The sequence below is a fragment of the Mesoplasma photuris ATCC 49581 genome, assembly GCF_000702725.1.
GTDB classification, from domain to species: domain Bacteria; phylum Bacillota_I; class Bacilli_A; order Mycoplasmatales; family Mycoplasmataceae; genus Tullyiplasma; species Tullyiplasma photuris.
Window position 1 is genome coordinate 340,796 of record NZ_JNJI01000002.1, and the last position, 26,220, is coordinate 367,015.

A 26,220-nucleotide genomic window follows, 5' to 3' on the forward strand; every position below is an offset into this window, starting at 1 on the left:
AATGAGATTTAAACAGTATCTTTGAAGTTTTAAAAAGCGCACAAATGAATTTTATACATCAACAGAGTATAAAACTAAAAAGAAGTTTTCAAAAGCTTCATTATTAGCGATAGTTTGTGGTTTTATTGTTGCTGGAATTATTATTGCAGCTCAAAATGTTAATCCTTTCTCATATTTTGGTAACTTAGTAAAAGTTGCCTTTGATCCATTATTTATTAACCAAACTCTTAACTGATTTGCAGTTTATATAGTTGCGGGTTTAGGAATTGCGATCGGGTTTAAATCGGGTGTGTTTAATATTGGTATGGCTGGTCAAATGCTATTAGCAACATCATTGTCATCGATAGTAATGGCTGGAACTATTAAAGATAATCCAGAACTGATTCCTTTAATGGTGTTTGTAACATTTATTATATGTATAGTTTCCTCATCACTGCTTGCGGGATTTGCTGGACTATTAAAATCTAAATTTAATATTCATGAAGTTGTTACAACAATTATGCTAAATTGAATTGTATGATATGTGTTTAAGTTTTTCTTTAATACATTTACTGAATTTGGTGGAGTAAATCAAGGAACTTCGTTCTCGATGCCAAATGATGTATTTTCAATTGGTGGTTCATCAATACTAATTCCATTATTAATAGCATTTGGTTGTTTATTATTAATTGGTATATTATTTGCAAAAACAACTTTTGGTTTCAAATTAAAAGCTGTTGGTTCTTCTCAAACAGCTTCTAAATATGCTGGAATCAATGTTAAAAGTAAAATAATTCAAGCAATGATGCTTTCAGGAGCATTTGCTGGTATTGCTGCATTTATCAGTATGTATACAGTTTCACCGAATACATCGTTCGATATAGACGTGTTACCAGCACTTGGTTATGACGCAATTGCTGTATCGTTGGTTGCTTTTAATAATCCGATTGGAATTGCAATCATTTCATTATTGTGAGGAACATTGCAATCAGCTGGTCCTGCAACATCTTCACTTTTCAGAATGCCTATTGAAACAGCTGCTTTAGTATTTGGTGTTATAGTTTACTTTGCTGCAATATCTGCAATATTTATGAACTTTGCACCAATTTGATGAGCTAAAAATAAATATAGAATATTATCAAAGAAAAATCGAAAAGTACAATATGATGAATTTAGAAAAGAAATTAACAATTATAAATCGTTATTATTAAATCCAAAGAAAGATAAAAATTTTAATAATTTATTTTTAAAATATCAAGAAAATATTATCTTAGCAAAAAATGCTAATGATAATGAAAAAATAAAAGAACTTAAAAAAGAATTTAAATTTGAGAAAAAAGAATTTAAAAATTATTGTAAAGCTGAAATCGGTAAAATTAAATTAGAATTAAAAAACTTTATATCAATTATGAATGATGAACAATTACACTCTGGTTTATCATTAATCAATTTAAATAAAAAAGAATTAATTAAGTCTATCTCTGAAAAAAACTTATCTGAAATATCTGATATTAAAATGAAAAATTTAGAAACTAAAGATAATTTATTGAATGCTTCATTTGAATATAATAATTATGAAAATAGATATATTGAAAAAATTAAAACTAAGAAAAATAACAAGATAGCTGCCGCAGATTCAATTTATGAAGGTGCTGTTGGTGATTTATTACTTAAATATGATTATATAAATGGTAAAAATTATGCAATCGCAAATATGGAAAAAGAAATTCATATTTTAAAAGAGAAAATTATTTCTGCTAAATCAAACTCAAGATTACAACAAAGAATTATTAAATCTTCTGGTAAATCTGAACAAGAAATTAAAAATCTTTTAATCGAAAATGATAAAAATACAAATCTTAAAATTAAAAAACTAAAAGCTGAAATCTCTAAAGTAAAAAGTTCTTCAAAAGTTGAGATTAACAATTTAAAATCTAAACACTTAAATGCTGTTGCTGAAAATAATAAAAATCCTGAAACTTTAATTAAACTAAAAGCTGATCACTTAAAAGCAATTGAAAATGCTAATTCAGAGTTTGAAATTGATAAAATCGCAGTTCAACAAGCTGTTGCGAAACATTTATCAAACTTTGATCCAAAAACTTCAAACAATGAAATAGTTATGGTTCAAGAAATTATTAAAATAGCTAAACAAAAAGTTAAAAATTTACAGAAGCCAACTTTGAATTCAAACTTTAGTGAAAACAAAAACTTATTACAAAAATATTACAAAGAAATTGATCACATATTCTTAGAAGCAATCAATAACATTGTAGAAATTTTAGGCGAAAATATATTCACTAAGTATGATTCAAATAAATTTGTAAATAAAAAAGTTGCTGCATACATTGAAATTTTAAATTTACAAATGCTTTGAAAAATTGATGGAATTATATCTCTTGATATTAATCAAATTAAAAACACATCATCTAAAACAGAATTAATTAAGAATGAATTTAAAGCAGAAATAAAAAACGTTGAAGTAAGTTGTAAAAAAAATACAAATAACGAAGATGATTTCGAAAAAGAATTCAAAATTAATGCTGATAAATTAATAAATAAATTGAATAAAAAACACTTAATGGAGGTACAATAATGGCATTTTTCTTTGAATATGGTTTAGCCTTATGTGCGATATTATTATTTGCCTCTTTAGCTGGTTTAATGTCTGAAAAAGCCGGAGTTGTTAACATTGGTATCGAAGGTATGATGACATTTGGAGCATTATTTGTTGCAATAATTGGAGCGACATTAAATGATGGATCATCTGATTCTGCTAAAAGTAATTACAATCAAATTTGAGTTGTATTATTAGCTGGATTAGCAACTGGTGCATTTGCAATGCTTCATGCATTTCCATCAATAATTTTAAAATCAAATCAAGTTGTTTCTGGAACTGCAATTAACATCTTAGCTTTAGGTTTAGGAACATTCTTTGCTACATCTAAAATCTTTGGTGATCAGGCAACATCAATATCTTCAGCATTTACACAAATAAACGTTGTAACTTCAGTTCCGTTTTGATTGATAATAGCTTTAGTTGTTGCTTTAGTTGTATTCTTATTCTTCAAATTTACTAAATCTGGAACAAGATATGCAATGGTTGGAGAAAATCCAAATGCTGTTGATGCAGCAGGTATAAGTGTTGTTAAATATAGATATATCGCAGTATTTATTTCAGGAGTTCTTGCTGGAATCGCGGGTGGAGTTATGTTAACAACAATTGTTCTTGGAGGAAATTTCGGTGGAAGTACTTTAGGATATGGATTCCTAGCAATGGGAATTATGATCTTTGGACAATGAAAAATTCAATATGTTGGTCTGGGAGTTATCTTGTTTGCATTAATGTTTACATTTGGTGCACAAATTTGAAAACTTGTAGATGTTGAATGATTAAGAACTTCATCAATTATCTTTAATGCAATACCATTTGCCTTAACGATTGTTGTTATGGTCATATTTGCTAAAAAATCAAAAGCGCCAGCTGCCGTTGGTGTTCCATTTGATAAATCCAAACGTTAGAACGCAAAAAGTCACTTTAAAAGTGATTTTTTTATTTTGTATCTTTTGAGTAAATATTTATCGAATATTTTAAAATTTTCCACTTTTCCACTTTTATTTAATATAAAATAAAAGTAACTTAATATTGAAAACTTATATATGGTAGCGAAATGGGCTACTGCTTCTACCCCTAACTAACCTGGGACTATAGGTACATTTTAAAAAATGGGTTTTTGTTCAACAAAGACTCATTTTTTTATAAATATAGAATAGTTGGTTATAGAGTTTTACAAGTTTTCATACAAGTAGGAAAGGTAAAAATGAAAAAACTATTAACAGTATTAACATCTTTTGCAGCTATGACCACTATTGGATCTAGTGTTGTTTCATGTATTGCTCCTGCATATGCAAGAGGACCCGAAGGACAAAGAGTTGTATTTATTACTGACGGAGGGAATATTGCTGATAAGTCTTTTAACGAAAGTGCTCTTAAAGCTATTCAAAAATATTCTAGAGAAATAGACTTTTATAACCAAGAACTTTTTGATACAAAAGAAGAATTTGAAAATATTGAACCACCAGAACGTTTTGAAACTTTTGAAGATTGAAAAAAAGCAGTTGATGCTTCAGATATTCAAGCAACTGCTGAATGAAATGAAATGTTGGATAATCGTTTTGATAATGATGCTAAGGGATCATATGATAGTTCAACAAATTATGTTGAAGCAAAAGATTCATCAGCAGCATCATTGAAGTCAGCATATAAAATGGCTCAATTCTTAAAACCTGATGCTGTAGTTATTGCAGGATTTGTTCATTTAGGTGAAATTGAAGCTTTTGCAAATTCTATTCCAGACACTTCTATAATATTGGCCGATTCAATGGTTGATTATTCTGGAGGTAAAAATAAAAACATAATCTCAATTAATTTCAACTCAGAATTAGCGGGATTTGCTGCAGCTATTGATGCTGGAATTTGAGCACTACAAAATCCTACTAAAGCTGATATTAATGGTGATGGAATTATTAGAGTTGGAACTTTTGGTGGTATTTCTGCTAAATATTCAACAGATAACTATATGTGAGGATTGCTTGCTGGATTTAATGTAATGAATAGTTTTTTAAAACCAGATAGTACAATAAAATTTGAAAGTGCTAATGAAAAAACAGACTTTGAAAATATTTCAGTTAAATCAGCTAGCGATTCTTTATGATACTCAAACTCATTTGGACTAGGTGATGCTACAAAAACTGGTTTAGTTGATGAACTTTTAAATAAGGGAAAAGCAGACATTGTTTTCCCGGTAGCTGGAATTCAAATTTTAGATGTACTATCTTCAAATATATCTCAACCATACATGATTGGTGTTGATACTAACCAAGTTTATTCATATAACACTTACAAAGATAGATTTTTATCGTCAGCTATTAAAAACTTAGAGTTTTCAATTTCAGATGAATTACGAGAAGCAAAATCATTAAAAACAATTGATGGTTATGATGGACAAGTAAATGAAGATAGAATTGGTCAAGTATCTGTTCAAGATACTGAAGAACTTCTTGATTATGCTGATGGTCATGTTGTTTCAACAAAAGCGAATTGATCTATTAATGCAACCGGTGGAGATAATATTATTCAACAAACTGCAATTAATTACGATGAAGATGAAATGTGATTAAGAAATGTTTTGATTGAAGAATTTGCCAAAACAGGTGAAACTCCAGATAAATACATGCAAGGAACAGTAATTAAAGAATTTACCAATACAGTTAAGAGTAATGAAAATTGATCTACTTTTGCAGACAAAGTTAATAGTTTAATAGATGGAAAATAATTTTTACTAAAAATAAATAAGTAACAAAAAACCTAGTTTTAGGTTTTTTTGTTTAAAATAAAGTAAAGGAGGTATGTATGAAAATTTTAGCTATTGAATCAAGTTGTGATGAATTTTCAATTTCAATCATTGAAGATGGAAAGATATTAACAAATACAATTTCATCACAAATATCTGATCACACTGAATTTGGTGGTGTTATACCAGAACTCGCTGCAAGATTACATGTTCAAAACATTAATTGAGTTATTGAAAATGCTTTATTAGAATCTAATATTTCACTAGAATCAATTGATAAAATCGCTTATACTGCTTTACCGGGTTTAATCGGATCATTAATAATTGGAAAAACCGTTGCCGAAACAATTGCTTTGTATTTAAATAAACCTCTAATACCATTACATCACATTGAAGGACATATTTTTGGTGCCTCAATAGAAAACGAATTTATTTATCCAGTTATGGCGATGGTTGTTAGCGGTGGTCACACACAAATAGAATTGGTGAATTCACCAAATGATTTCATGATCATAGGGTCTACAACAGATGATGCCATTGGAGAATGTTATGATAAAGTAGCTCGTGTAATTGGTCTTGGCTATCCTGGAGGACCAAAAATTGATAAATTAGCGACTCTAGGTGATGAAAATAAATATAAATTACCGCTTCCAAAGAATGATAGCTCTTATGATTTTTCATATTCTGGTTTAAAAACGGCCGCTATTAATTTAATCCATAATTTAAATCAAAAAAACGAAGAATTAAATATAAACGATTTTTGTGCATCATTTCAAAAAACAGCAACTGAAACAATTCGTAAAAAATTGGAAAAAGCAGTTGAAGAATTTAAACCAAATACCTTAACAATCGCTGGTGGTGTTAGTGCAAATACTTCGATTAGAAAAATGATTTTTGAAATTGGTGCAAAATATAATATTAAAAATACTTTTGTTCCGAAAATGGAATATTGCACAGATAATGCAGCAATGATTGCTAAATTAGCTTATGAAAAAGAGATGGAAAATGGATAGTTAAAAATGGAAATTTTTTCCATTTTTATTTTTCTTGAAATATTATAGTGATATAATTTATTCACAAGGAGGCTTATTATGAGATCATTTTTAGGAAAATTATCAACAGTAGAAGAAAGCGATTTAACTTCAAGAGAAATACAACTAGTTAATTACATCAAAAATAATATGAACGAAATTGTAGCTAAAGAAATGAAAATCGAACAATTAGCTCAAGCTGTTGGAACTGGTTATAGTGCCATTTATGGATTATTAAAAAAAATAAATATTAAAGGTTATAAAGACTTCACAATTTCATTATCAAACGATGTTGATAATGCATCAATACACGATTTGAATAGTGATGAAAATGTAGCTAATGGTTATATCAATTTAATTAAACAAAACTATGCTGTAATTGAAAAGAAAAAAATAATCAAAACTGTAGATATTATTAAATCATCACCAAGAATATTTGTTTCTTATTGAGAATCAACTTTAAAAGGTCCAGCAAACGACCTTTCAAATTTCTTTTTTGAAAAACGTATGAATGTAATTTTATTAGACTCTGATTGGGACACAATTAATAGAAGAGTTGATGCAATTGTTAAAGGTGATTTATTTATATTTTTCACTAAATACGGAACATCAAAACACTTAGAGAAATTAGTTTTAATGATTAAAGAGAAAAAAGGTGAAGTTATTTTTATTTCAGGTAGAGTTCCTTCTAATTCAATTGAAAATTCAGCATCTTCAATTCACACATTAATTGTTGATGGCATTGAAAACGGACTGCAAAATATAAACATTTCAAAAACATTACCATTCCATTATTTTAACGATTTATTAATCTACTACTATGAAAACTATAATAAGAAAAAATAATCCTATTAACTAGGATTATTTTCTTTTATAATAATACTAATTAGGTGGAGACTTTATGGGAAATAAATTAGGTAATAAAATATTTAAAAGTGTTCATAAATCAATTAACAATCTTTACGAAGAAGTTGAATCAGTTATTTTTTCAGCAGCATTTAAGAAAAAAAATGTTTATCTATATCCTGAAATAAACAAAATGAATAAGTTGATGAGAAATTTATATAAAAAACCTCAACTACAATTATTTGTTACAGACAATTTACTGCCGATCAACTTTGTTACAGAAGATGGAAAAGTTATTAATGGTTTACAATATATAACAAATTTGAATTCTAAAAAATGAATAATTGTAAGTCATTGATTCGGAAGTCATAAATATTGATCTTTATATTGAGCAAAACCTTTTATAGAACTTGGTTATAATATATTGGTTTTTGATTTTAGAAATCATGGAGATTCAGAAAAAGATGAAGTGGTCACACTTGGAATTAATGAACAAAAAGATCTTAAAGCTGCTATTGAATGATTAAGTAAAAATCATAAATATGATGTCCTTGGATTAATGGGAATCAGTATGGGTGCTTTTGTAACAAATAATTTAATGAACAACAGTCCTGAAATAATCAAAAAAAATAAGATTAAATTTGTAATAAGTGACTCAGCTTATAAATCTGTCGAATCTTTATTATTGCATTCTAATGTATTTACTAAAAAATGAAGTTCAGTTCAAAGAATCAACAATAAAATAAAAAAAGCGGTTGATAATCAATTAAAAGAAAACGGTATTGATTGAAGAGAATCTAAAATTAACTACGAATTTAAAAATATGGTGCCAACTCTCTTTGTTCATGGTGAAAACGACAATGTTACTTCTTTTGGGGATTCTTTAGAAACATATATTTTAAGAAAAAATATGAATATTAATGATGATGATATTATTATTTATAATTTTTCATCACACTGTAATTCATTGAAAGAACATTATTATCAAAATATTTATAATTGACTTATGTTTGAAAATAAAATTATTAAAAATGATGAAACTACTCAAAAAGCATTAATCAAATTAGGAATTACAGAAGAAATAATAGATAATAATTTTGAAGAAAAACATGAAGTAATAACATTCAGTTTAAAAAATAAAAGGGAAATTAAAAATGGATAAACTAAAAAATATTAAATTGATAATAACTGATTTGGATGGAACAGTTTTAGAACATGGAAAAATTGCTAATCAAAATGATCAAATTCTCTTAACAAATTTAAGTGATAGAGGAATAAATGTAACCATTGCTACAGGTCAACCATATATATCTGCAAAACCAAGAGCAGATTTATTTCATATTGGAAATAATTTAAATCGTATAATTCTTTCAAATGGTGCTTTAATTTCAGAAGTAGCAGAATATAAACCACTTTTCACATGAAATGTTAATGTTGAAGCAACTAAAAAAATGTTTGAAAAATGTACTGAAATGGATGTTTGCTGACTTGCTTTTACAGATATTAATGGTCACGCTTATTGAAATGGTGTTCCTAATAGAACAGAATCAATGAATGAGAGAAGTTGAATGGAAAGATTTAATTTAACCGATCTTTCTAAAGAATCTAATTATAATTTTGAAAATGTTTTACAACTAATGATTTTTATCCCTGAAGATCAGGAATCAGAATTTAATGATTGATTTAAAAAACACAATTTACAAGATAACATTTCTTCTATGAGAAGTAATATTGAATCAATGCCAATTTATGAATTCACAAACATCGAAGCTAACAAAGGAAATGCAATCATCAAATTAGCACAGTTATTAAATATAAAAATTGAAGAAGTATTAGTTTTTGGTGACAATATGAACGATATTACAATGTTTGAAAAAATACCAAATTCTGTTGCTGTTGCAAATGCAGTTCCAGAAATCAAAAAAATCGCGAAATACACAACAGATACAAATTTAAATGGTGGTGTATCGCAATTCATTAAAAAATATGTTTTAGATGAGGAAGTTTAATATGGAATTAAAACAAATATATTTTGATCAATTAAATCTTGATCAAAAAGAAATCACATTGATTGGAAGAGTTAGATCAAATAGACAAGGTAAAGCTGTTTCTTTTATGATCTTAAACGACGGAACTTATTTACATGATTTACAAGTTGTTTATAAAACTGATACAAAAGGTTATGATGATGCTTTAGTTTCCAGAGTTGCTTCTATCGTTGAAGTTACTGGAACATTGATTTTAACACCTGGTAAACAACAACCTTTTGAACTGCAAGCCACTGAAATTGTTTTATTAGATCAAGCAGTTGAAGAATATCCTTTACAAAAAAAAGAACATTCTCCTGAATTTTTAAGAGAAATTGCACATTTAAGAGCAAGAACAAAAACATTTAATTCTATTTTCAGAATTAGATCAACTGCTTCGTTTGCTATTCATAAATTTTTCCAAGAAGAGGGATATGTATATGCAAATACTCCAATCATCACATCAAATGATGCTGAAGGTGCTGGAGAGCAATTTGTTGTAACTGTTAATGAAGATAAAGATTATGAAAATGATTTTTTTGGAAAAAAAGCAGCATTAACTGTTTCTGGTCAACTAAATGCTGAACCATTTGCACAAGCTTTCAAAAAAGTTTATACATTTGGTCCAACATTTAGAGCAGAAAACTCTCATACAAATAGACACGCTTCAGAATTTTGAATGATGGAACCAGAAATAGCATTTGCTGAACTAAAAGACGGAATTAAAGTAATGGAAGATATGCTTAAATCCGTTGTTCAATATGTTATGGAAAAAAATATGGAAGAACTTAAATTTTTAGAATCAAATCTTGAAGAAGGTTTAATCGAAAAAATTACAGGAATTGTAAATTCAAATTTCAAAGTAAATACATATGAAGAAGTTCTTGAAATTTTAAAAGAGGCTATCAAAAATGGTCATGTATTTGAAGAAAACAACATTTATTTTGGTTTAGATTTAGGGACTGAACATGAAAGATATATTTGTGAAGTTGTTAATAAATGTCCAACTTTTGTAACTAACTATCCAAAAGAAATTAAAGCATTTTATATGAAACAAAATGATGATGGTAAAACAGTTGCTGCTGTAGATTTATTAGTTCCAGGAATTGGTGAATTATGTGGTGGTTCTCAACGTGAAGATGATTCTCAAAAAATTATTAAGCGTTGTGAAGAGATGGGAATCGATTATAAAGATTTAGATTGATACATCAAATTAAGAGATTATGGATATTATAAATCAACAGGTTTTGGTTTAGGTTTTGAACGTTTATTAATGTATATTACAGGAGCATCAAATATTAGAGATGTAATGTTATATCCAAGAACTCCAAAGAACTTATTATTTTAAAAGGCTTTTGCCTTTTTCTTTTTGCTAAAAAAAGTGTAAAATATATTAAGAATTAATATAAGGAGGTTCTAATGAAATTATCATTTATCATTGCCACACAAGGGAAAGAAAATTTACTTTTTAAGACAATTAACTCACTTAAAAAACAAACTGTTTCCGATTATGAAATTATCATTGTTAATGATGATCCTTATGTTGAAAAAGAAGCAATTGAATTTTTGAAAGACCAATTCAGAGAAAATGAAAAAATAATTATTGCCTTAAACAGTAAAGGACAAGGATCAGGATCTAATTGAAATTCTGCCATTCAATTAGCTAATGGTGAATATTTTGCTTTTATTAAAGAAGGGGATATTTTAGAACCAAATTACATTGAAAAAATTTCTAAGATTACTAACTCAAACAAACCTAAACTAGATATTATTGAATACCAAATTAAAAGAGTTGGTTTAGTTGATGATATTTCTTCATCAATTTTAGAGCCGAATGTTGTTTATAATTTACCAACAGATACTCAGGTTTTTGCTTATATTTCTCAAACTGTTTATGGTAAAGTGTTCCGAAGAAGTTATATTAAAGACTTCAGAATAAACTTTAGAAGATCTGTTAGATTTGATACTTTATTTTTATATAAAGCATTAGGTCATGCGAGAACTTTATACGTTACTTCAGATGTTTTAATTACTCACAAAATTTCTGTTTTAAAATATTCAGCATTTGATTTGGTAAATCAATGACCACATATTTTAAATTATTACAGAAGAATTGGTGCTTTTAAAGAATTAAAAGATGAATTAAATTATGCTTATTACTACCAATTAACTTATGATTTTTTAAACATTGTTAAGTCATTTGATAATAATCAACTATATAAAAAATCTTTAAAATATGTTGAAGCAAAAATGGAAAATAAAATTGAAGCATTCACAAGTAAAAATTCTGTTTTTACAGAAAATAAACAACCTAAATTCAATAAAAGAATAAACACTTTGAATGCATTCATCAATGCGGAATTAAGATTAATAGGAAAATAAACACAGGAGATAAATATGGATTCTATAAATAATGAATTAAGTATTATTGAAGAAACCAAAACCCCTATTGTAAAAGAATATAGTCTGGCAAACATCTATAGGGTGTTTTTTGCTAGACTTTTTGATATTATAATATCTTCAATACCAGGATTTGTTTCAAGTATCTTAATCGTTCCAGATGTGGATGATTGAGGGATGATGTTTTTAAGTTTATCAATAGCATTCGTATTTTTATTTTCCTATTTCATCGTTTTACCATATTTTATGAATGGAGATACTATCGGTAAAAAAATATTTGGTATAAGACTTATTAAAAATGATGATACTAAAATTCAATTTAAACATTTATTAACAAGAGAATCGATTTTCATTTTATTACCATGATTGATTATGGTAATCTCACAAATAATATCTATTGTTGTATTCAAAAAATATGAAGGCAGCGATGGTGAAGAATTGAAAGCAGGTTCGTTTATTGCTTTAATAATCAATCAAATTGGTTATTTAGGATATGCACTATTTCTACTAATGATTGGGATAAGTATTGCAGTACAAAGTCAACACCAATCAGTTATTGATATGAAGTTAGGATTGTTTGTTATAAGAAAACCAAAGCAAGTTTTTTCTTATGATAAAAAAGAAATTACCAAAAAAGAAATGCCAGGTGTTTTTTCTAAAGAAAAAATCTCACAAATATATGAAGATGAAGAACAAATATTTAATAAAAAAATAAATGTTGAAGAGAAAAAAATTATTGATCATTTAAAAATTGATCAAGATAAACATAAAAAAATAGAAACGAGAGATGAAGATGAATAATAATTTATTGCATGGCCTAAATTCAAAACAACTTGAAGCTGTCGTTACTACAAATCAACCACTTAGAATAATTGCGGGAGCAGGCTCTGGAAAAACGAAAGTTATCACAACTAAAATAGCGTATTTAATTAAAAATGAGAATATTGCCCCTTGAAGAATTTTAGCAGTTACTTTCACAAACAAAGCTGCAAAAGAAATGCAAGAAAGAGTAACTCATATCATTGGAGAGGAATCTTCAAAACCCTTGATTTCAACATTTCACTCATGATGTGCACGAATTTTAAGAGAAGAAGCTGAATATATTGGTTTGAGTAAAAATTTTATAATTATCGATCAAGGTGATCAAAAAACAATTTTAAAGAAAATTATCAAAGAATTTAATCTTGCAATTGATTCAAATATGAAAGCTATTGAAAAAGATTCGATTAATCGTATTGCTAATTGAAAAGAAAATTTTATAGATCCTGTTGAAGCAATGAGTGAAGCTTATGATTCTAAACATAGACTTTTGGCAAAAATATATGAAAATTATGAAAATTATTTAAATGAAAACAATTTAGTTGATTTCAATGACTTACAACTTAAAGTACATAGAATTTTTAATGAAAATCCCGAAATTAAAGAAAAGTGAAGAAACAAATACGATTATGTAATGGTTGATGAGTTCCAAGATACTAACGAAGTTCAATTCGATCTAATTAAATTTTTAACAAAGGGAAAACAAAATCTAACTGTTGTTGGTGATCCTGATCAAACAATTTATTCTTGAAGAGGTGCTAAGGTTAATATTATTTTAAATTTTGAAAATGATTTTCCCGATTCAAAAACTGTTATTCTTAATGAAAACTATCGTTCAACTCAAAAAATATTAGACATTGCTAATGATTTTATTGCGCATAACAAAAATAGAGAACATAAAAATATTTTTACAAATAATCCTGGTGGAGAAATTGTAAAAGTTAAAGAGTGTCAAACGGTTTTTACTGAAGCTAAATTTGTTGGTAATGAAATTAAAGATTTATTTTCAAAAGGATATTCGCCTAAAGATATTTTTGTTTTATATAGAACAAACTCATGATCACGAAATTTTGAACTAGTTTTTGATAATATGAAAATTCCTTATCAAATGATTGGATCAATTAAATTTAGAGAAAGAGCTGTGATCAAAGATTCATTAGCATTTTTAAAAGTTGTTGCCGTTAAAGATAGTATGTCTTTTGAAAGAGTTTTAAAAACGTGTAAAGGTGTTGGTCAAACCACAATTCAAAAAATAATTCTTGAGGCAGAATCTCAAAATATTGATTTATATAATTTCATTACACAAGAAGATGATTCTCAAATTAGAAAAATAACAAAACATTTAGATAAATTTAGAGACACTATAATTAGAGCTGTTGAAATGTTTGAAAATAATATTAATGTTCAAGAAATTATGAAATTCATTTTAGTTAATTCAGGTTATGAAGAAACTTTAAAAGCTAAAAACGACGAAGAAAATTTAAATAACATTTATGCTTTGTATGATCAAATGAACTTATTCGATTTAAATTTTGATCCTGAATTTTATAATCAAGAAAATAAAACAATTGCATTTATTCAAGAAGAATCACTTTCTAATGAAGAAGTTGTAGAAGTTGCTGACAAAGTGACCCTTTTAACTATTCATTCTGCAAAAGGTTTAGAAAATAAAGTTGTTTTCTTAGTTGGATTAAATCGTGATGTATTTCCAAATAGATTATCAACATATTCAAATTTAGAAATTGAAGAAGAGAGAAGAGCACTTTATGTTGCTTTAACTAGAGCAAAGGAAAGATTATATATATCTTATGTATCTGGAGAGTTCTTATATCAATCTCAAGGACCAGCTGCTCCATCAAATTTTATTAAAGAACTAAATAAAGATTTATACGAAATCGAAAGAGGATTATTTGCATTTGCTGACGGAACAGTTGGTGGAGGTGTTAAATCATCTTTTGTTCCAAAAGAAGCAGAAAAACAAACTTCAGAAATTTTTCCAAAGGGTGATATAGTAACACATTCAATTTTTGGAGACGGAATAATTATTAATGTAATAGGAAAACAATATCAAGTTGCATTTAATGATGCTAGATATAGTGTTATGTTTATAGCATTTAATAATACTGCTTTAAAACTTAAAAAATAACTTTATTGTAAATAAATAAGATCGCATAGTATAATTAAATTGTTATCAATTATAGGAGGAAAATATTATGGCAAAATTTACAGCTACAATTATTGATAAAGTAGGTTTACACGCTAGACCTGCTTCAGTATTAGCTAAAGAAGCTTCAAAATATGAATCAGATATTAAAATTATTTCTGGTGATAAAACAGGGAACTTAAAATCAATCATGAACGTAATGGCAATGGCAATCAAAAGTGGTGCCGAAGTTACTATTGAAGCAAATGGTTCAGATGCTGATGCAGCATTAACTGGATTAAAACAAGCGATGATTGATTCAGCTTTAATTGAAGGATAATTCAATATAATAATTAACAATCTAAAAGATTGTTTTTTTATGCCTAAATAAGATAAAATTAATAAATAAAGGTAGGTACGTTATGTGAGAAAATACTTATGTTCAAAGATTAAGCGAAATGTTAGAAAGTTTAGAACAAAAAATTACAACTGAAAGAAAATTGATTAAGTATGGTGAGATTAAAAAAGATAAAAATTTAAAAAAAATGCTTTCTACTCGTGAGTATTTAATTAATCAATTAAAAAACGCAGAAAAAAACAACGTTGAAATTATTGGTGATACCAATCCATCTAATGATATGTTGATTATTTCTGATGAATTTAAAAAATTTCCTTTAGTTGATTTTGGTGTTTTTAAATTTGAAGTTCCAACAAACAAAGTTGAAGATTTTGAATTAGAAATCAGTAATTATTTACAAGCTGTATTAAATGCTAAACAGAAAATTTTAGATTCAGATGCTTTTGAAAAAAAAGACGCTCATACTTTAGGAGTTTTAAGCACATTGGAAAACACAACAATTTCAGCAGATGTACAAAAATTTATTAAAGCAAAAAAATTTAATGCTATGTATTCTGTTTACTTAAATTACAAAAAAATGTCAAAAGGCTTTGTCAAAATGGAAAATAAAAATTTGAAAGATAAAGCTGAACTTTTTAATCACACAGGAAATTTGATTATGGAAGAACTTTTTGCCTTTGGTTATAAAGCAAGGGTTCCTGAATTTGAAGAATGCGTTTTATTTATTGATGGCTTCAATGAATACAATAAATCTGTTATTAAAAATGAAAAAATCAAAGGATTTATTGTTAATAGTAAACCTTCAAAAGAAAATATTGATGAAATAAATGAGCAAAATAAATTATTAATCATCACTTCAAAGAGTTATGCTAAATTTAAAAAAATAAATTGAAAGAGAATTAAATAATGAATCAAAATTTGGAAAAATTTTGAGATAAGATTTCTATTAAAAAAGTCGACATCGACAAAGAGCATAACTTTTTATTTAATGTATACGATGCTAAAAAAGATGGAATTATATTTTGAACAACAATATTAGTAATACCAATGATATCACTTTTTATTTTTAGATTCGCTTTCAAAATGAGTGATGGTGGTGCTGATTGGTTGCCCTTGGTAAACCAATTATTTACAATTATTTCTGCTTCAATTGGTGGTTTTGTTTTATACAAAAGAAATACTAGATTATTTGTTAAATCCGGACTATTTATTTTTTATCTGTTTTTAATAATTCCGTTTGTGTTATCGATGTTTGGATCTATGATTGTTTCTATAATTCCTGGAGCCACATTTGAAGACGATTTAGGAATAATTAAAATTTCGGGTATTGGTCAAATATTTACAACTTGATTTCAAATAGTTGGTGAAATAATAGTTGTGTTATTAGCTTTTAAATATACGATTGATTTGAAAGAAAGATTCATAAACACATTTAAAAATAATTGAAAATTATTGATCATTATTGGTGTGATTGGAGCAGCAATAATGTTCTTGATTTCGTTTGGTTACAATGAAGCAGCTTCAGCTATCACTGGCAATGAAAACATTTCAAATAACCAAAGTAGTTTAGAATCTGGGCTATCAAAAGATAATCCTTTAGCTGCTAGAATTGGTTATGCAATAACACTATTCATTTTAACAGTATTAGTTGCTCCATTAGCTGAAGAGTTAGCAACGAGAAACGCTGTTTTTACAGGTAGTGGTAATAGAACAGTTGGTTTAATAGTTTCTCTGTTATACTTTGGTCTAATCCATATGGCTTCTGGTGATGTTGAAAACATTTTAGGATATATATTGGGTGGTGTCGTTCTAAGTTTCCTATTTGTATTAGTAAAGGGAAACACAACTTATGTGTGAGTAGTTCACATGTTAAATAATTTAATTGCAATGATAATATTGCTAGTAGGAAATTTTTAGTATGACAAAATTTACAGTAAATAAAAATGATAATGATCAAACTCTTTTTAAGTTTGTTAAAAAGAGTTATTCAACAACGCCCCTTTCAGTAATCTATAAATGATTTAGAAAAGGTGATATAAAAGTAAATGGAAAAAGAATCAAGGATCAAAAATACTTGATCAAGGAAACTGATATTATAGAAGTTTATGATACAAATAAACCGGTTGTAAGAGATGAGTTTGAATATGTTGATTGATCAGGTATGATGGTTGCTTATGAAGATGAAAATATAATCATAATAAATAAAGAACCAAATATTGAAATGCATTCACCAATCAATGTATCGTTAGATGATATGGTTAAATCTTATTTATATGATCATGATGAATATAATCCCGAACAAGAAAATTCATTTGTGGTTTCTCATGCTCATAGATTAGATAAATTAACATCTGGTTTGGTGATATACGCTAAAAATAAATTAGCTTTAGATGTTTTGTTAAAAGCAATTCAAAATAAAAACGATATTGAAAAATACTATATTGCAAAAGTAAGTAATAATTTCAAAAAAGGATTTATTTCAAAAGGTTGAATTACTTATGATCAAGAAAAACAAATATCTCTATATCAAGAACTTGAGAAACCTGGTTATAAATATTGTGAAACAAAATTTGAAGTTTTAATTCATGGAGAAGAATTCAATATTGTTGAAGCACAGTTATTAACTGGACGAAAACATCAAATTAGAGCAACTCTTGCATATCATGGATATCCAATTGTTAATGATTTTAGATATGGTGGTCAAAAAATTAATAATGAAAGAATGATTTTCCTTTCAGCTTCTAAATTGATTTTTAAAAATTTAGCAGCACCATTAGATTATTTAAACGGTGAAATTGTTGAATTAGATTTATTTTTAGAAGATTAAAAAATAATTAGTAAAGAGGTGATTTTATGGGAACAAATATCAAAAAGGGTGTTTTTACAGCTATTTTCAGTGTTCTTATTTCAATCACGAGTACATTAATTCAGTTTTTACTAATTTATTGGATATTAGCTAACTTCGGAACCGAATTTAACGGTTTTGTAAAAATTACTATTGCAATTGCTGTAATTGGTGGATCTATTGAAGGAGCATTGGGTGTATCAACTGTTCTATTGATGATGAAACCGATTGCTGCTCATGACTGGATTGAAGCAAACGCAGTTTATTCTGCTTCAAAGAAAAAATATCACAAAAATATGTTCAGAGGAATCTTTTTGATGAGTTTGGTGGCATTTTTATATCCATTATTTTTACAAATATTCCCTTATGTTATTGACAAAAATCTTTCTGGTATACCGAATATATCAGAATGAGGTATTAATTATACTGATAATACAAATCTAGAAAATCCTGTAGTAAAATTAATTACTTATTGGGAACTTGTTGCATTAGTTTTAATAATATCTTCTAAAGATATATTCACTGCAGGTTTTTTTGGAGTTTATGAAAACGTGCTTCAAGCTGATCAAAAAAATGGTGTTAGAAAATCGGTTATTTTATTAACTGATGTTATTATTTATGTGTCATTATTTATACTATTAAATTTCAACAAAGCACTTAATCCGATTATCCCATTCTTAGTAATTCTAGCTTATCCTTTTGTGAGAGGATTATTTATTAGAATTTATGTTAAAAAATACTATCCTTGAATTAAATTTTATGGTGACTTAGATAGCTTTAAATTAAGAGAATCTACAAAAAGATTGGGTTTTACAGGAATTGGTGAAACTATAATGTTAAATGCAGATTTAATTATTTTAATGATAATTTTAGGTACTTCTGGACTTGAAATAACTTCAATGCTTTCAATTTATATGATTATTGGTGTTAATATTAGAATTTTAATGATTTCTTTAATTACGTCGTTTAGAGAATATTTCTTAGCAATTATGATTAGAGATGGAAGAATGACCTGGGATGCCTTTTCTAAATATGAACTTTACACTTATATTGTTGCTGCTTTTGGATTTATTTTTATGACAACACTTGGGCCTTATCTGGTAGTTGGTTTATTTGGTAAAGTAGTAACTGATGGTTTAAATGCCGAAGTTAGTCATACAATTATGAATTTCAAAGATTTATACAACGCTAATATTTTAGATATTGATCAATTATCAGTTATACAAAAAAACGTCGGACAACTCGGACCAGAATTTAGAGGTTTAGCTGATCAAATAAATGCATTCAAGTTTGTTTTTGGTGGAAAATGGTTCTCTATGATGTTTGCTGGTACAATGGTTGTAACAATTTTATTTCAATCACAATTAGTTTTGATTCAAACAAAAGGAATGAATTATAAAATTTCTAAATCCATTAATACAATTGCAATATCCTACCTGGTCGTTGTTATGACCACAGCCTTGTGTATAAATTTATTAAGTAAAGATGATAATGTTAACAAAATTCAAAACGTCTTGATAGCTTTTTATATGATTAAAATAGCATTTATTTTAATATCATACTTTTATTTATGAACTCATACTTGAAGAAAAGTTGTCTATAACTCTAAACTTAAAAATTTATTTTCTAACTTTTTATCATTAGTAGTTCCTATAGCATTATCTATTATAGTTACAGAATTTTCGTTATTTAGTATTTATCCAATTGAAGTCACGATTCCAGAATTGCCAAACTTTGTTGGTAATGGTGGAGATGAGGTAATTTCGTTATCACCAGTTTCAATTTCCTCTTTACTTCTGATCATGCTAACAACCGGAATATTAGGATTTATTTCGATTCTAATAGTTCCTGCTATATTTAGACCGAAAGTTGCTTTATCTATAATATTGAATATGCCAGGAATTAAGTCAATTATTAAGAAAAAAACTTCTAAAGCTAAGATTGAAAGATATACTGAAGAAGAGTTTAATATAGAATCTATTCAAAATCAAAAAGATATTATTTTCCGTGCTTTAAAAGGTGCAGATTCTAAATCTAAACACATTGATGAAAACAAATTTAATGATAAGTACAAGTTCAAAGAAAAACCTAAATCTTACATTATCAAAGGTGGAAAAAACGAGTAATTTCTCATTTTCCATTTTTTTTATACTTAATAAAAAGATATAATTATAAAAAGGAGTTTTCATGAAAGAAGTTATCTCACAAATTAAAGCAATGAAAGAAAAACTTAATAAATGAGCTAAAGAATATTATGTTTTAGATTCTCCATCGGTTGATGATACTGAATATGACTTTGTTATGAATGAACTAAAAGAACTTGAAAGACAATATCCTGAATTAATCACAGAAGATTCACCAACTCAAAAAGTTGGTGGTACTATTTCTGAAAAGTTTTCAAAATACAAACATGAAAAACCGATGCTTTCTCTTGGAGACATTTTTTCTTGAGAAGAATTTTTATATTTTAATAAACAAGTTTCAAAAGTAACAGGAACAGAAGATAATGAATACTTTGCAGAATTAAAAATAGATGGTCTTTCCATTTCTTTAAATTATAATAATGGAAAATTAGTTACTGCAGCAACACGTGGTGATGGAGTTATTGGTGAAAATGTTACAACAAACGTTAAGACGATAAAATCAATCCCGAATACAATTGATTTCAAAGGTAAAGTAGAAGTTAGAGGCGAAATTTTTTTACCCAAAAAAGAATTTAAGAAAATTAATGATCAAAAAATGCTTGATGGTGAACAACTTTTTGCCAATCCTAGAAATGCAGCCGCAGGAACATTGAGACAATTGGATTCAAGTATTGTTGCTAAAAGAAATTTAGATAGTTATTTATACTACTTAATTGAAGATGAGAAAGTGATTAAATCTCAAGAAGATTCTTTAAAAGAAATCTCAAGACTTGGTTTGAAAATTAATAATGAAAGTAGACTTTGCAAAACTCTAGAAGACGTAAAAAAATATATTGATGAATATACTATAAAACGCGAATTTTTAGATTATGAAATTGATGGTATAGTTTTCAAAATAAATGATTTTGATTTACATGAAAAAATTGGTTATACAGCAAAAACTCCTAAATGAGCAATTGCTTATAAATTTCCAGCTGAAGTTAAAGAAACTAAATTATTAGATATTTTTCCAACTGTGGGAAGAACAGGAAAAATAACTTATAACGCTAAACTTGAACCAATTAAAATTGCTGGAACGGTGGTTAGTGCAGCAACTTTAAATAATGCTGAAATGATTAAAGCAAAAGAATTAAAAATCGGTGCAACAGTTAAAGTAAAAAAAGCAGGAGACATAATTCCTGAAGTTATTTCGGTTATTAAAAATGAAGAATATGATAAATTGCCTGTTTGATCAAAAAACGAAAATTGTCCTAATTGTGAATCACTTTTAGAGAAAAATGATGGTGAAGTTGATCAGTTTTGTGTAAATTTTTCATGTCCAGCACAAATATTAAGATCAATTGAACATTTTGCTTCTAAACCCGCTATGGATATAGTTGGTATGGGTGGTCGTACTATTGAAAAATTATTTGAAGAAAATATAATAAATACAATTACAGATATATATAAACTTAAAGATAAAAAAGATCAAATATTAACTTTTGATAAATTTGGTCAAAAAACTTTTGATAACTTGATCGAGTCTATAGAAAATTCAAAAACTAGATCATTAGAAAAAGTTTTATTTGGATTAGGTATAAGACATATAGGATCAAAAGCGGCAAATATCTTGGCTAAAAAATTTGATGATATTTATAATTTATTCAGCGCTTCTTATGATGAATTGATTTTAATTGATGGAGTTGGTGAAAAACTATCTCAATCGTTAGTTGACTGATTTGAAATTGAAGAAAATAAAAATTTAATTAATGAGTTAGATGATTTAGGTATTAATTTAAAATATACAGGAAATAAAACTTCAACAGATGGTTCTTTATTTGGTCTAAATTTTGTGATCACAGGAACTTTAAATTTATCGCGTGATGATTATGCAAAAATAATTGAAAATAATGGTGGAAATGTGATTAGTTCACTTTCTAAAAAAACAAATTATTTATTGGTCGGAGAAAACCCTGGCTCAAAATTAGATAAAGCAAACAAGTTAGGTGTTAAAATAATTAGTACTAATGAATTAAAAGAAATGTTGGGAGAAAAATATGTATAAAAACGAATTATTTGTAAAAATAATAGATGAATTAGCTTCTGATATTATGTTAGAAGTTTCTCAAGAAGAAAAAGAATCAATCATCGAAACTGAAAAAAGTATAATGGAAAAATTCGCAAAAGTAATTTCGATAGACACTGAAGGTGTTAAACCAAGTTTTTATGCTTATGATGATGTTCATACATTTTTAAAAGATGATGAAAATATTAAAACAATTACTCAGAATGAGGTTTTACAAAATGCGCCTACAAAAGATGGTGATTTTGTAACTATAGTTAAGGTGGTAAAATAATGAACTATAAAGATTTGACTATATTAGAACTTCATGAAGCAATAGTGTCTGGAAAAATTAAAATATCAGAAATCACAAAAGATGCATTAAAAGAAATTGAAAGTGAAAAAAGCTCTAATGCATTTTTAGCAATGAATGAATCAGCAATTTCTGATTCTATCAAATTAGAAAATAATCTAAAAGATAACCTAGATAATTTTTTATATGGAATACCTTATTTAGCAAAAGATAATTTTTCTACAAAAGGTATAGTAACAACATCTTCTTCAAAAATATTAGAAAATTACATCCCACCTTATAATTCAACTATTGTTGATGATCTTGAGCAAAAAGGCTCAATAATGTTAGGGAAAACTGCATTAGATGAACTAGGTATGGGTGGAACAGGTCTGCACTCTGCTTTTGGTATTATTACTAATCCAAAAGACCCTAAGAGATTAGTTGGTGGTTCTTCTTCTGGTTCAGTTTATGCTGTATCAAAAGGAATAGTACCATTTGCTACAGGGAGTGATACAGGTGACTCTATTAGAAAACCCGCTTCATACAATGGAGTGGTTGGTTTCAAACCAAGTTATGGTGCTTTATCAAGATATGGTTTGTTAGCTTATGCACCAAGTTTAGATACGGCTGGTTTTTTTACTAAAACTGTTGATGACATGGCAATCGTTTCTGATGCAACAATTAGAAATGATAAAAAAGATTTCACATCTATCGATATTGAAAACAAAAATTTCTTCGAAAATATTGATAAATTAGATAAAAAAACAACTTTTGCATATCTTGATAAAGTTCACGATGCTTTACCAATTGAATTAAAAGAAAAATATGAATCATTTTATAAAAAAATTGAATCATTAGGATATAAAGTTTCTAAAGTTGACTTTAGAAAAGATCTTCTTGAAGCAATAGATTCTGTATATATGATGATTTCTTTTAGTGAAGGAGTTTCAACAAACGCTAATTTAGCTGGTATTCATTTCGGATCAAGAGTTGATGGAGAAGATTTTGTTGAAATTATGACAAAAACTAGAAGTGAAAAATTTGGTAATATCGTTAAACGTAGATTTTTAATTGGTTCATTCAACTTGAGAAAAGAAAATCAAATTAAATATTTACTACAAGCGAAAAAAGTTAGAAGACTAATAATTGAAGAAGTGATGAAAGTCTTGAATAAATTTGATATTTTAATTTTACCTCCAGCAACAGGGCCAGCACCTTTGATTGAAAAAGCACAAGAGTTTGAAGATAAATTAAAGGAAGCTGAATTCTTATCTGATATTTTAATTATTGCTAATTTTGCAGGATTACCTTCAATAACAATTCCTTTTATTGAGATGGAAGGGATGCCTGTTGGGATCAATTTAAATTCAAAACCTAAAGCAGATTTAAAAGTATTGCAAGCTGCAAAATTATTAGAAAGTTTAACTAACGGAGGTAAATATGAATAATTTCGAAATAATTATTGGTATTGAAAATCACGTTGAATTAAAAACAAAATCTAAAATGTTTGGGCTTGGTCCAGTTTCATATGGAGAAACTCCAAATACTATGATTAGCGAAGTTGATTTAGGTTATCCAGGAACTTTGCCAAGCGTTAATAAAAAAGGTATAGAGTTAGCTATTCTTGCAGTTAATGCTTTAAACATGAAAATTGAAACTTTATTAACTTTTGATCGTAAAAATTATTTTTACCCAGATTTAGTTAAAGGATTTCAAATTACTCAGCAGTTTAATCCGATTGGTTCAGAAGGTAATTTAGAAATTACTTTACCAAACGGAGAGAAGAAAAACATCTTAATTGAAAGATTGCATATTGAAGAAGACACAGCAAAACAAACTCATAAAAATAATTTAACATATATTGATTACAACAGAAGTGGTGTTGGATTAATTGAAATCGTAACTAAACCAGTTATGAGAAGTGCTGATGAGGCTTGTGCGTATGTTGAAAAACTTAGAGAAGTTTTATTATTCTTAGGAGTTTCTGATGTAAAAATGAATGAAGGTTCTCTTAGAACTGATTTAAACATTTCTATTAGACCAATTGGATCAAAAGAATTTTCAAATAAAGTTGAAGTCAAAAATATGAATTCAATTTCGAATATGAGAAAAGCAATTGAATTTGAAGTTAAAAGACAAACAGAAATAATAATGTCAAATTCAATTGTTGAGCAAGAAACTAGAAGATTTGATGATACAACTGGTCAAACTATTTCAATGCGATCAAAAGCAGATGCTTTAGATTATAAATATTTCAGAGAACCAAATATTATGCCTATTCAATTAGATGATAATTGAGTTAAAAAAGTTATTGCTGAATCACCAGAATTAGCTGATCAAAAAAGAGTTAAATATGTTGAAGAGTTTGGTTTATCAATTTCTGATGCAAATATAATTCTTACAAATCTAGAAATAACAAAATTTTTTGAAGAAACAATTAATTTAATCCCTTCTTACTCGAAAGTTGCTAATTATTTAATTACTGATATTCAATCTGAATTAAATAAAAACAACAAAGAATTAAAAGATATAAAATTAACACCTTTCAATTTTGCACAAATGATTGAGTTGATTGAAAAATCAATCATTTCATCAAAACACGCAAAAACAATTTTACCAATAATAATTGAAAGTAATCATGAAACTCCTTTAGAGATTGTTGAAAGAATGAATCTAAAATTGATTTCAGATGAAAAAACTATTACAAATTTATTAGAACCAATTTTAGAAGCAAATAAAGAATTATTACCACAATATCACGAAAGACCAGAACGAGTTACAAAAACTATAATGGGTCAACTGATGAAAGTTACGGGAGGTAATGTTAATCCGGATGTTTCTATGTCAATTATTATTAAATTAGTAGAACAAAAGGTTTAAAAAATAACGGTTTCCCGTTATTTTTTTTATTTGAATATATCTTCGTTTTTAATTGTGAATTCTTGATCAACATCATCGATGTCATCAAAACTGTCTAGAATTATTTCCTTAACAGGTTCTGCTTTTTCTTTTTTTCTTAAGATTTTTTTACTTTTCTTAGTTTTTTCTTCTGATTCATTTTCTAAATCTTGTTCATTTAAAATTTCATCATCAAACACTATATCACTACTTGTAGCGATTGTTTCTTCAATTAAATCATCGAAGTCAACCATATTATCAATAATTTCGTCTTCATTTTCAGTTTGAACTTTATCAGCTAAATTGTTAATAATTGTTGTTTTTGCAAAAACAACAATTTCATCATCAGCTTTAAGAACTGTATAGTCATCTGGTAATAAAGTTTTACCTTTACGTCTAATTTGAATAATATTAAAATCTTTAGATGTTGATAAACCAGCTTCTTGTAATGTTCTTCCAATAATTTCTTCACTTTTAATTGTAAGTGTTGTAGAAATGAAATCATCATCAATTGACTGAACATCAATGTCGAGATCGATATCAAATACAGAACGTGTACCAACAATTTTACCAGCGATTGAATCTGGAATAATGATTTGGTTTTCACTAAGTCCTAAAGCTTGTAATATACGTTTATGTTTTCTATCTTTAGCTTTAACAATAATATTTTCACAACCTAAGTCTGTTAAATTTAAAACGGTCATAAGTGATGCTTCAATATTTGAAGCAATACCAACAATCACACCATCAAAAGAGTTAATTCCATTTTTTTGTAATGCTATTTTATTTGTTGAATCTAATACGATTGCATCAACTGAATCAAATTCTGAAAGATATAAATCTAATTTATCTTGATCAATATCAAACATTGTAATTGTTTGTCTTTTTTCAACTAAAGTTGCTAAAACAGATAAACTGAAATTAGAAGCACCAATAATTGCGAAACTTTTTTTCTTTGCCATAAAAACCTCTTTACTTCTAAAGTATACTATTTTGTATCTATTATATATATAATATAATGTAGATTTTAAGATAAGGGG

The 26,220-nt window shown here is 27.1% G+C and carries 21 protein-coding genes and 1 riboswitch; of the genes, 20 read left to right on the plus strand and 1 reads right to left on the minus strand.

Annotation, left to right across the window (positions count from 1 at the left end; translation table 4 throughout):
* Position 1 precedes the first annotated feature (1 nt).
* The 20 genes from T347_RS0101560 (at position 2) to gatB (ending at position 25,162) form a co-directional block, all read left to right on the plus strand.
* On the plus strand, positions 2-2,575 hold the full coding sequence (locus tag T347_RS0101560) for an ABC transporter permease subunit (RefSeq protein ID WP_031542584.1): 2,574 nt from the start codon (positions 2-4) through the stop codon (positions 2,573-2,575).
* Positions 2,575-3,501, plus strand: a complete 927-nt coding sequence (locus T347_RS0101565) for an ABC transporter permease (RefSeq protein WP_031542589.1) — start codon at positions 2,575-2,577, stop codon at positions 3,499-3,501. The genes T347_RS0101560 and T347_RS0101565 overlap by 1 nt, the downstream gene beginning before the upstream one ends.
* 112 nt (positions 3,502-3,613) lie before the next feature.
* Positions 3,614-3,708, plus strand: a riboswitch (purine riboswitch).
* Between the two features lie 92 nt (positions 3,709-3,800).
* Positions 3,801-5,315, plus strand: a complete 1,515-nt coding sequence (locus T347_RS0101570) for a hypothetical protein (RefSeq protein WP_031542591.1) — start codon at positions 3,801-3,803, stop codon at positions 5,313-5,315.
* Between the two features lie 77 nt (positions 5,316-5,392).
* On the plus strand, positions 5,393-6,346 hold the full coding sequence (gene tsaD, locus T347_RS0101575) for a tRNA (adenosine(37)-N6)-threonylcarbamoyltransferase complex transferase subunit TsaD (RefSeq protein WP_031542593.1): 954 nt from the start codon (positions 5,393-5,395) through the stop codon (positions 6,344-6,346).
* Between the two features lie 78 nt (positions 6,347-6,424).
* Positions 6,425-7,210, plus strand: coding sequence for a MurR/RpiR family transcriptional regulator (locus T347_RS0101580; protein WP_031542595.1), 786 nt, complete (start codon positions 6,425-6,427; stop codon positions 7,208-7,210).
* Between the two features lie 55 nt (positions 7,211-7,265).
* A complete protein-coding gene (locus T347_RS0101585) occupies positions 7,266-8,372 on the plus strand; it encodes an alpha/beta hydrolase family protein (RefSeq protein ID WP_031542597.1) in 1,107 nt (368 codons plus the stop codon).
* Entirely contained in the window at positions 8,365-9,219 is an 855-nt protein-coding gene (locus T347_RS0101590; protein ID WP_031542599.1) for a Cof-type HAD-IIB family hydrolase, read from the plus strand. The genes T347_RS0101585 and T347_RS0101590 overlap by 8 nt, the downstream gene beginning before the upstream one ends.
* Before the next feature lies 1 nt (position 9,220).
* A complete protein-coding gene (asnS, locus tag T347_RS0101595) occupies positions 9,221-10,585 on the plus strand; it encodes an asparagine--tRNA ligase (RefSeq protein ID WP_031542601.1) in 1,365 nt (454 codons plus the stop codon).
* Between the two features lie 71 nt (positions 10,586-10,656).
* Positions 10,657-11,619: a glycosyltransferase family 2 protein gene (locus T347_RS0101600; protein WP_031542603.1), complete on the plus strand. Its 963-nt coding sequence runs from the start codon at positions 10,657-10,659 to the stop codon at positions 11,617-11,619.
* 15 nt (positions 11,620-11,634) lie between these two features.
* Entirely contained in the window at positions 11,635-12,438 is an 804-nt protein-coding gene (locus T347_RS0101605) for an RDD family protein (protein WP_031542605.1), read from the plus strand.
* Positions 12,431-14,602, plus strand: coding sequence for an ATP-dependent helicase (locus tag T347_RS0101610; protein ID WP_031542607.1), 2,172 nt, complete (start codon positions 12,431-12,433; stop codon positions 14,600-14,602). The genes T347_RS0101605 and T347_RS0101610 overlap by 8 nt, the downstream gene beginning before the upstream one ends.
* Before the next feature lie 67 nt (positions 14,603-14,669).
* Positions 14,670-14,939, plus strand: a complete 270-nt coding sequence (locus T347_RS0101615) for an HPr family phosphocarrier protein (RefSeq protein ID WP_031542608.1) — start codon at positions 14,670-14,672, stop codon at positions 14,937-14,939.
* Positions 14,940-15,021: 82 nt separating this feature from the next.
* Positions 15,022-15,864 (plus strand): hypothetical protein, encoded by an 843-nt coding sequence (locus tag T347_RS0101620; protein WP_031542610.1) that lies wholly within the window; start codon positions 15,022-15,024, stop codon positions 15,862-15,864.
* Positions 15,864-16,874: a CPBP family intramembrane glutamic endopeptidase gene (locus T347_RS03800; RefSeq protein WP_031542612.1), complete on the plus strand. Its 1,011-nt coding sequence runs from the start codon at positions 15,864-15,866 to the stop codon at positions 16,872-16,874. The genes T347_RS0101620 and T347_RS03800 overlap by 1 nt, the downstream gene beginning before the upstream one ends.
* A 1-nt stretch (position 16,875) precedes the next feature.
* A complete protein-coding gene (locus tag T347_RS0101630) occupies positions 16,876-17,784 on the plus strand; it encodes an RluA family pseudouridine synthase (RefSeq protein ID WP_031542614.1) in 909 nt (302 codons plus the stop codon).
* A 26-nt stretch (positions 17,785-17,810) separates the two neighbouring features.
* Entirely contained in the window at positions 17,811-19,928 is a 2,118-nt protein-coding gene (locus tag T347_RS03730; protein WP_036228388.1) for a hypothetical protein, read from the plus strand.
* 61 nt (positions 19,929-19,989) lie between these two features.
* Positions 19,990-21,990 (plus strand): NAD-dependent DNA ligase LigA, encoded by a 2,001-nt coding sequence (gene ligA, locus T347_RS0101640; protein WP_031542618.1) that lies wholly within the window; start codon positions 19,990-19,992, stop codon positions 21,988-21,990.
* A complete protein-coding gene (locus tag T347_RS0101645; RefSeq protein ID WP_051636010.1) occupies positions 21,983-22,282 on the plus strand; it encodes an Asp-tRNA(Asn)/Glu-tRNA(Gln) amidotransferase subunit GatC in 300 nt (99 codons plus the stop codon). Before ligA ends, T347_RS0101645 begins: the two co-directional genes overlap by 8 nt.
* Positions 22,282-23,730 (plus strand): amidase family protein, encoded by a 1,449-nt coding sequence (locus T347_RS0101650; RefSeq protein WP_031542622.1) that lies wholly within the window; start codon positions 22,282-22,284, stop codon positions 23,728-23,730. Before T347_RS0101645 ends, T347_RS0101650 begins: the two co-directional genes overlap by 1 nt.
* On the plus strand, positions 23,723-25,162 hold the full coding sequence (gene gatB, locus T347_RS0101655; RefSeq protein WP_031542625.1) for an Asp-tRNA(Asn)/Glu-tRNA(Gln) amidotransferase subunit GatB: 1,440 nt from the start codon (positions 23,723-23,725) through the stop codon (positions 25,160-25,162). Before T347_RS0101650 ends, gatB begins: the two co-directional genes overlap by 8 nt.
* Positions 25,163-25,188: 26 nt before the next feature.
* Here gatB and T347_RS0101660 read toward each other — a convergent pair whose 3' ends face one another.
* Positions 25,189-26,142 (minus strand): potassium channel family protein, encoded by a 954-nt coding sequence (locus T347_RS0101660; protein ID WP_084323926.1) that lies wholly within the window; start codon positions 26,140-26,142, stop codon positions 25,189-25,191.
* Between the last annotated feature and the right edge of the window lie 78 nt (positions 26,143-26,220).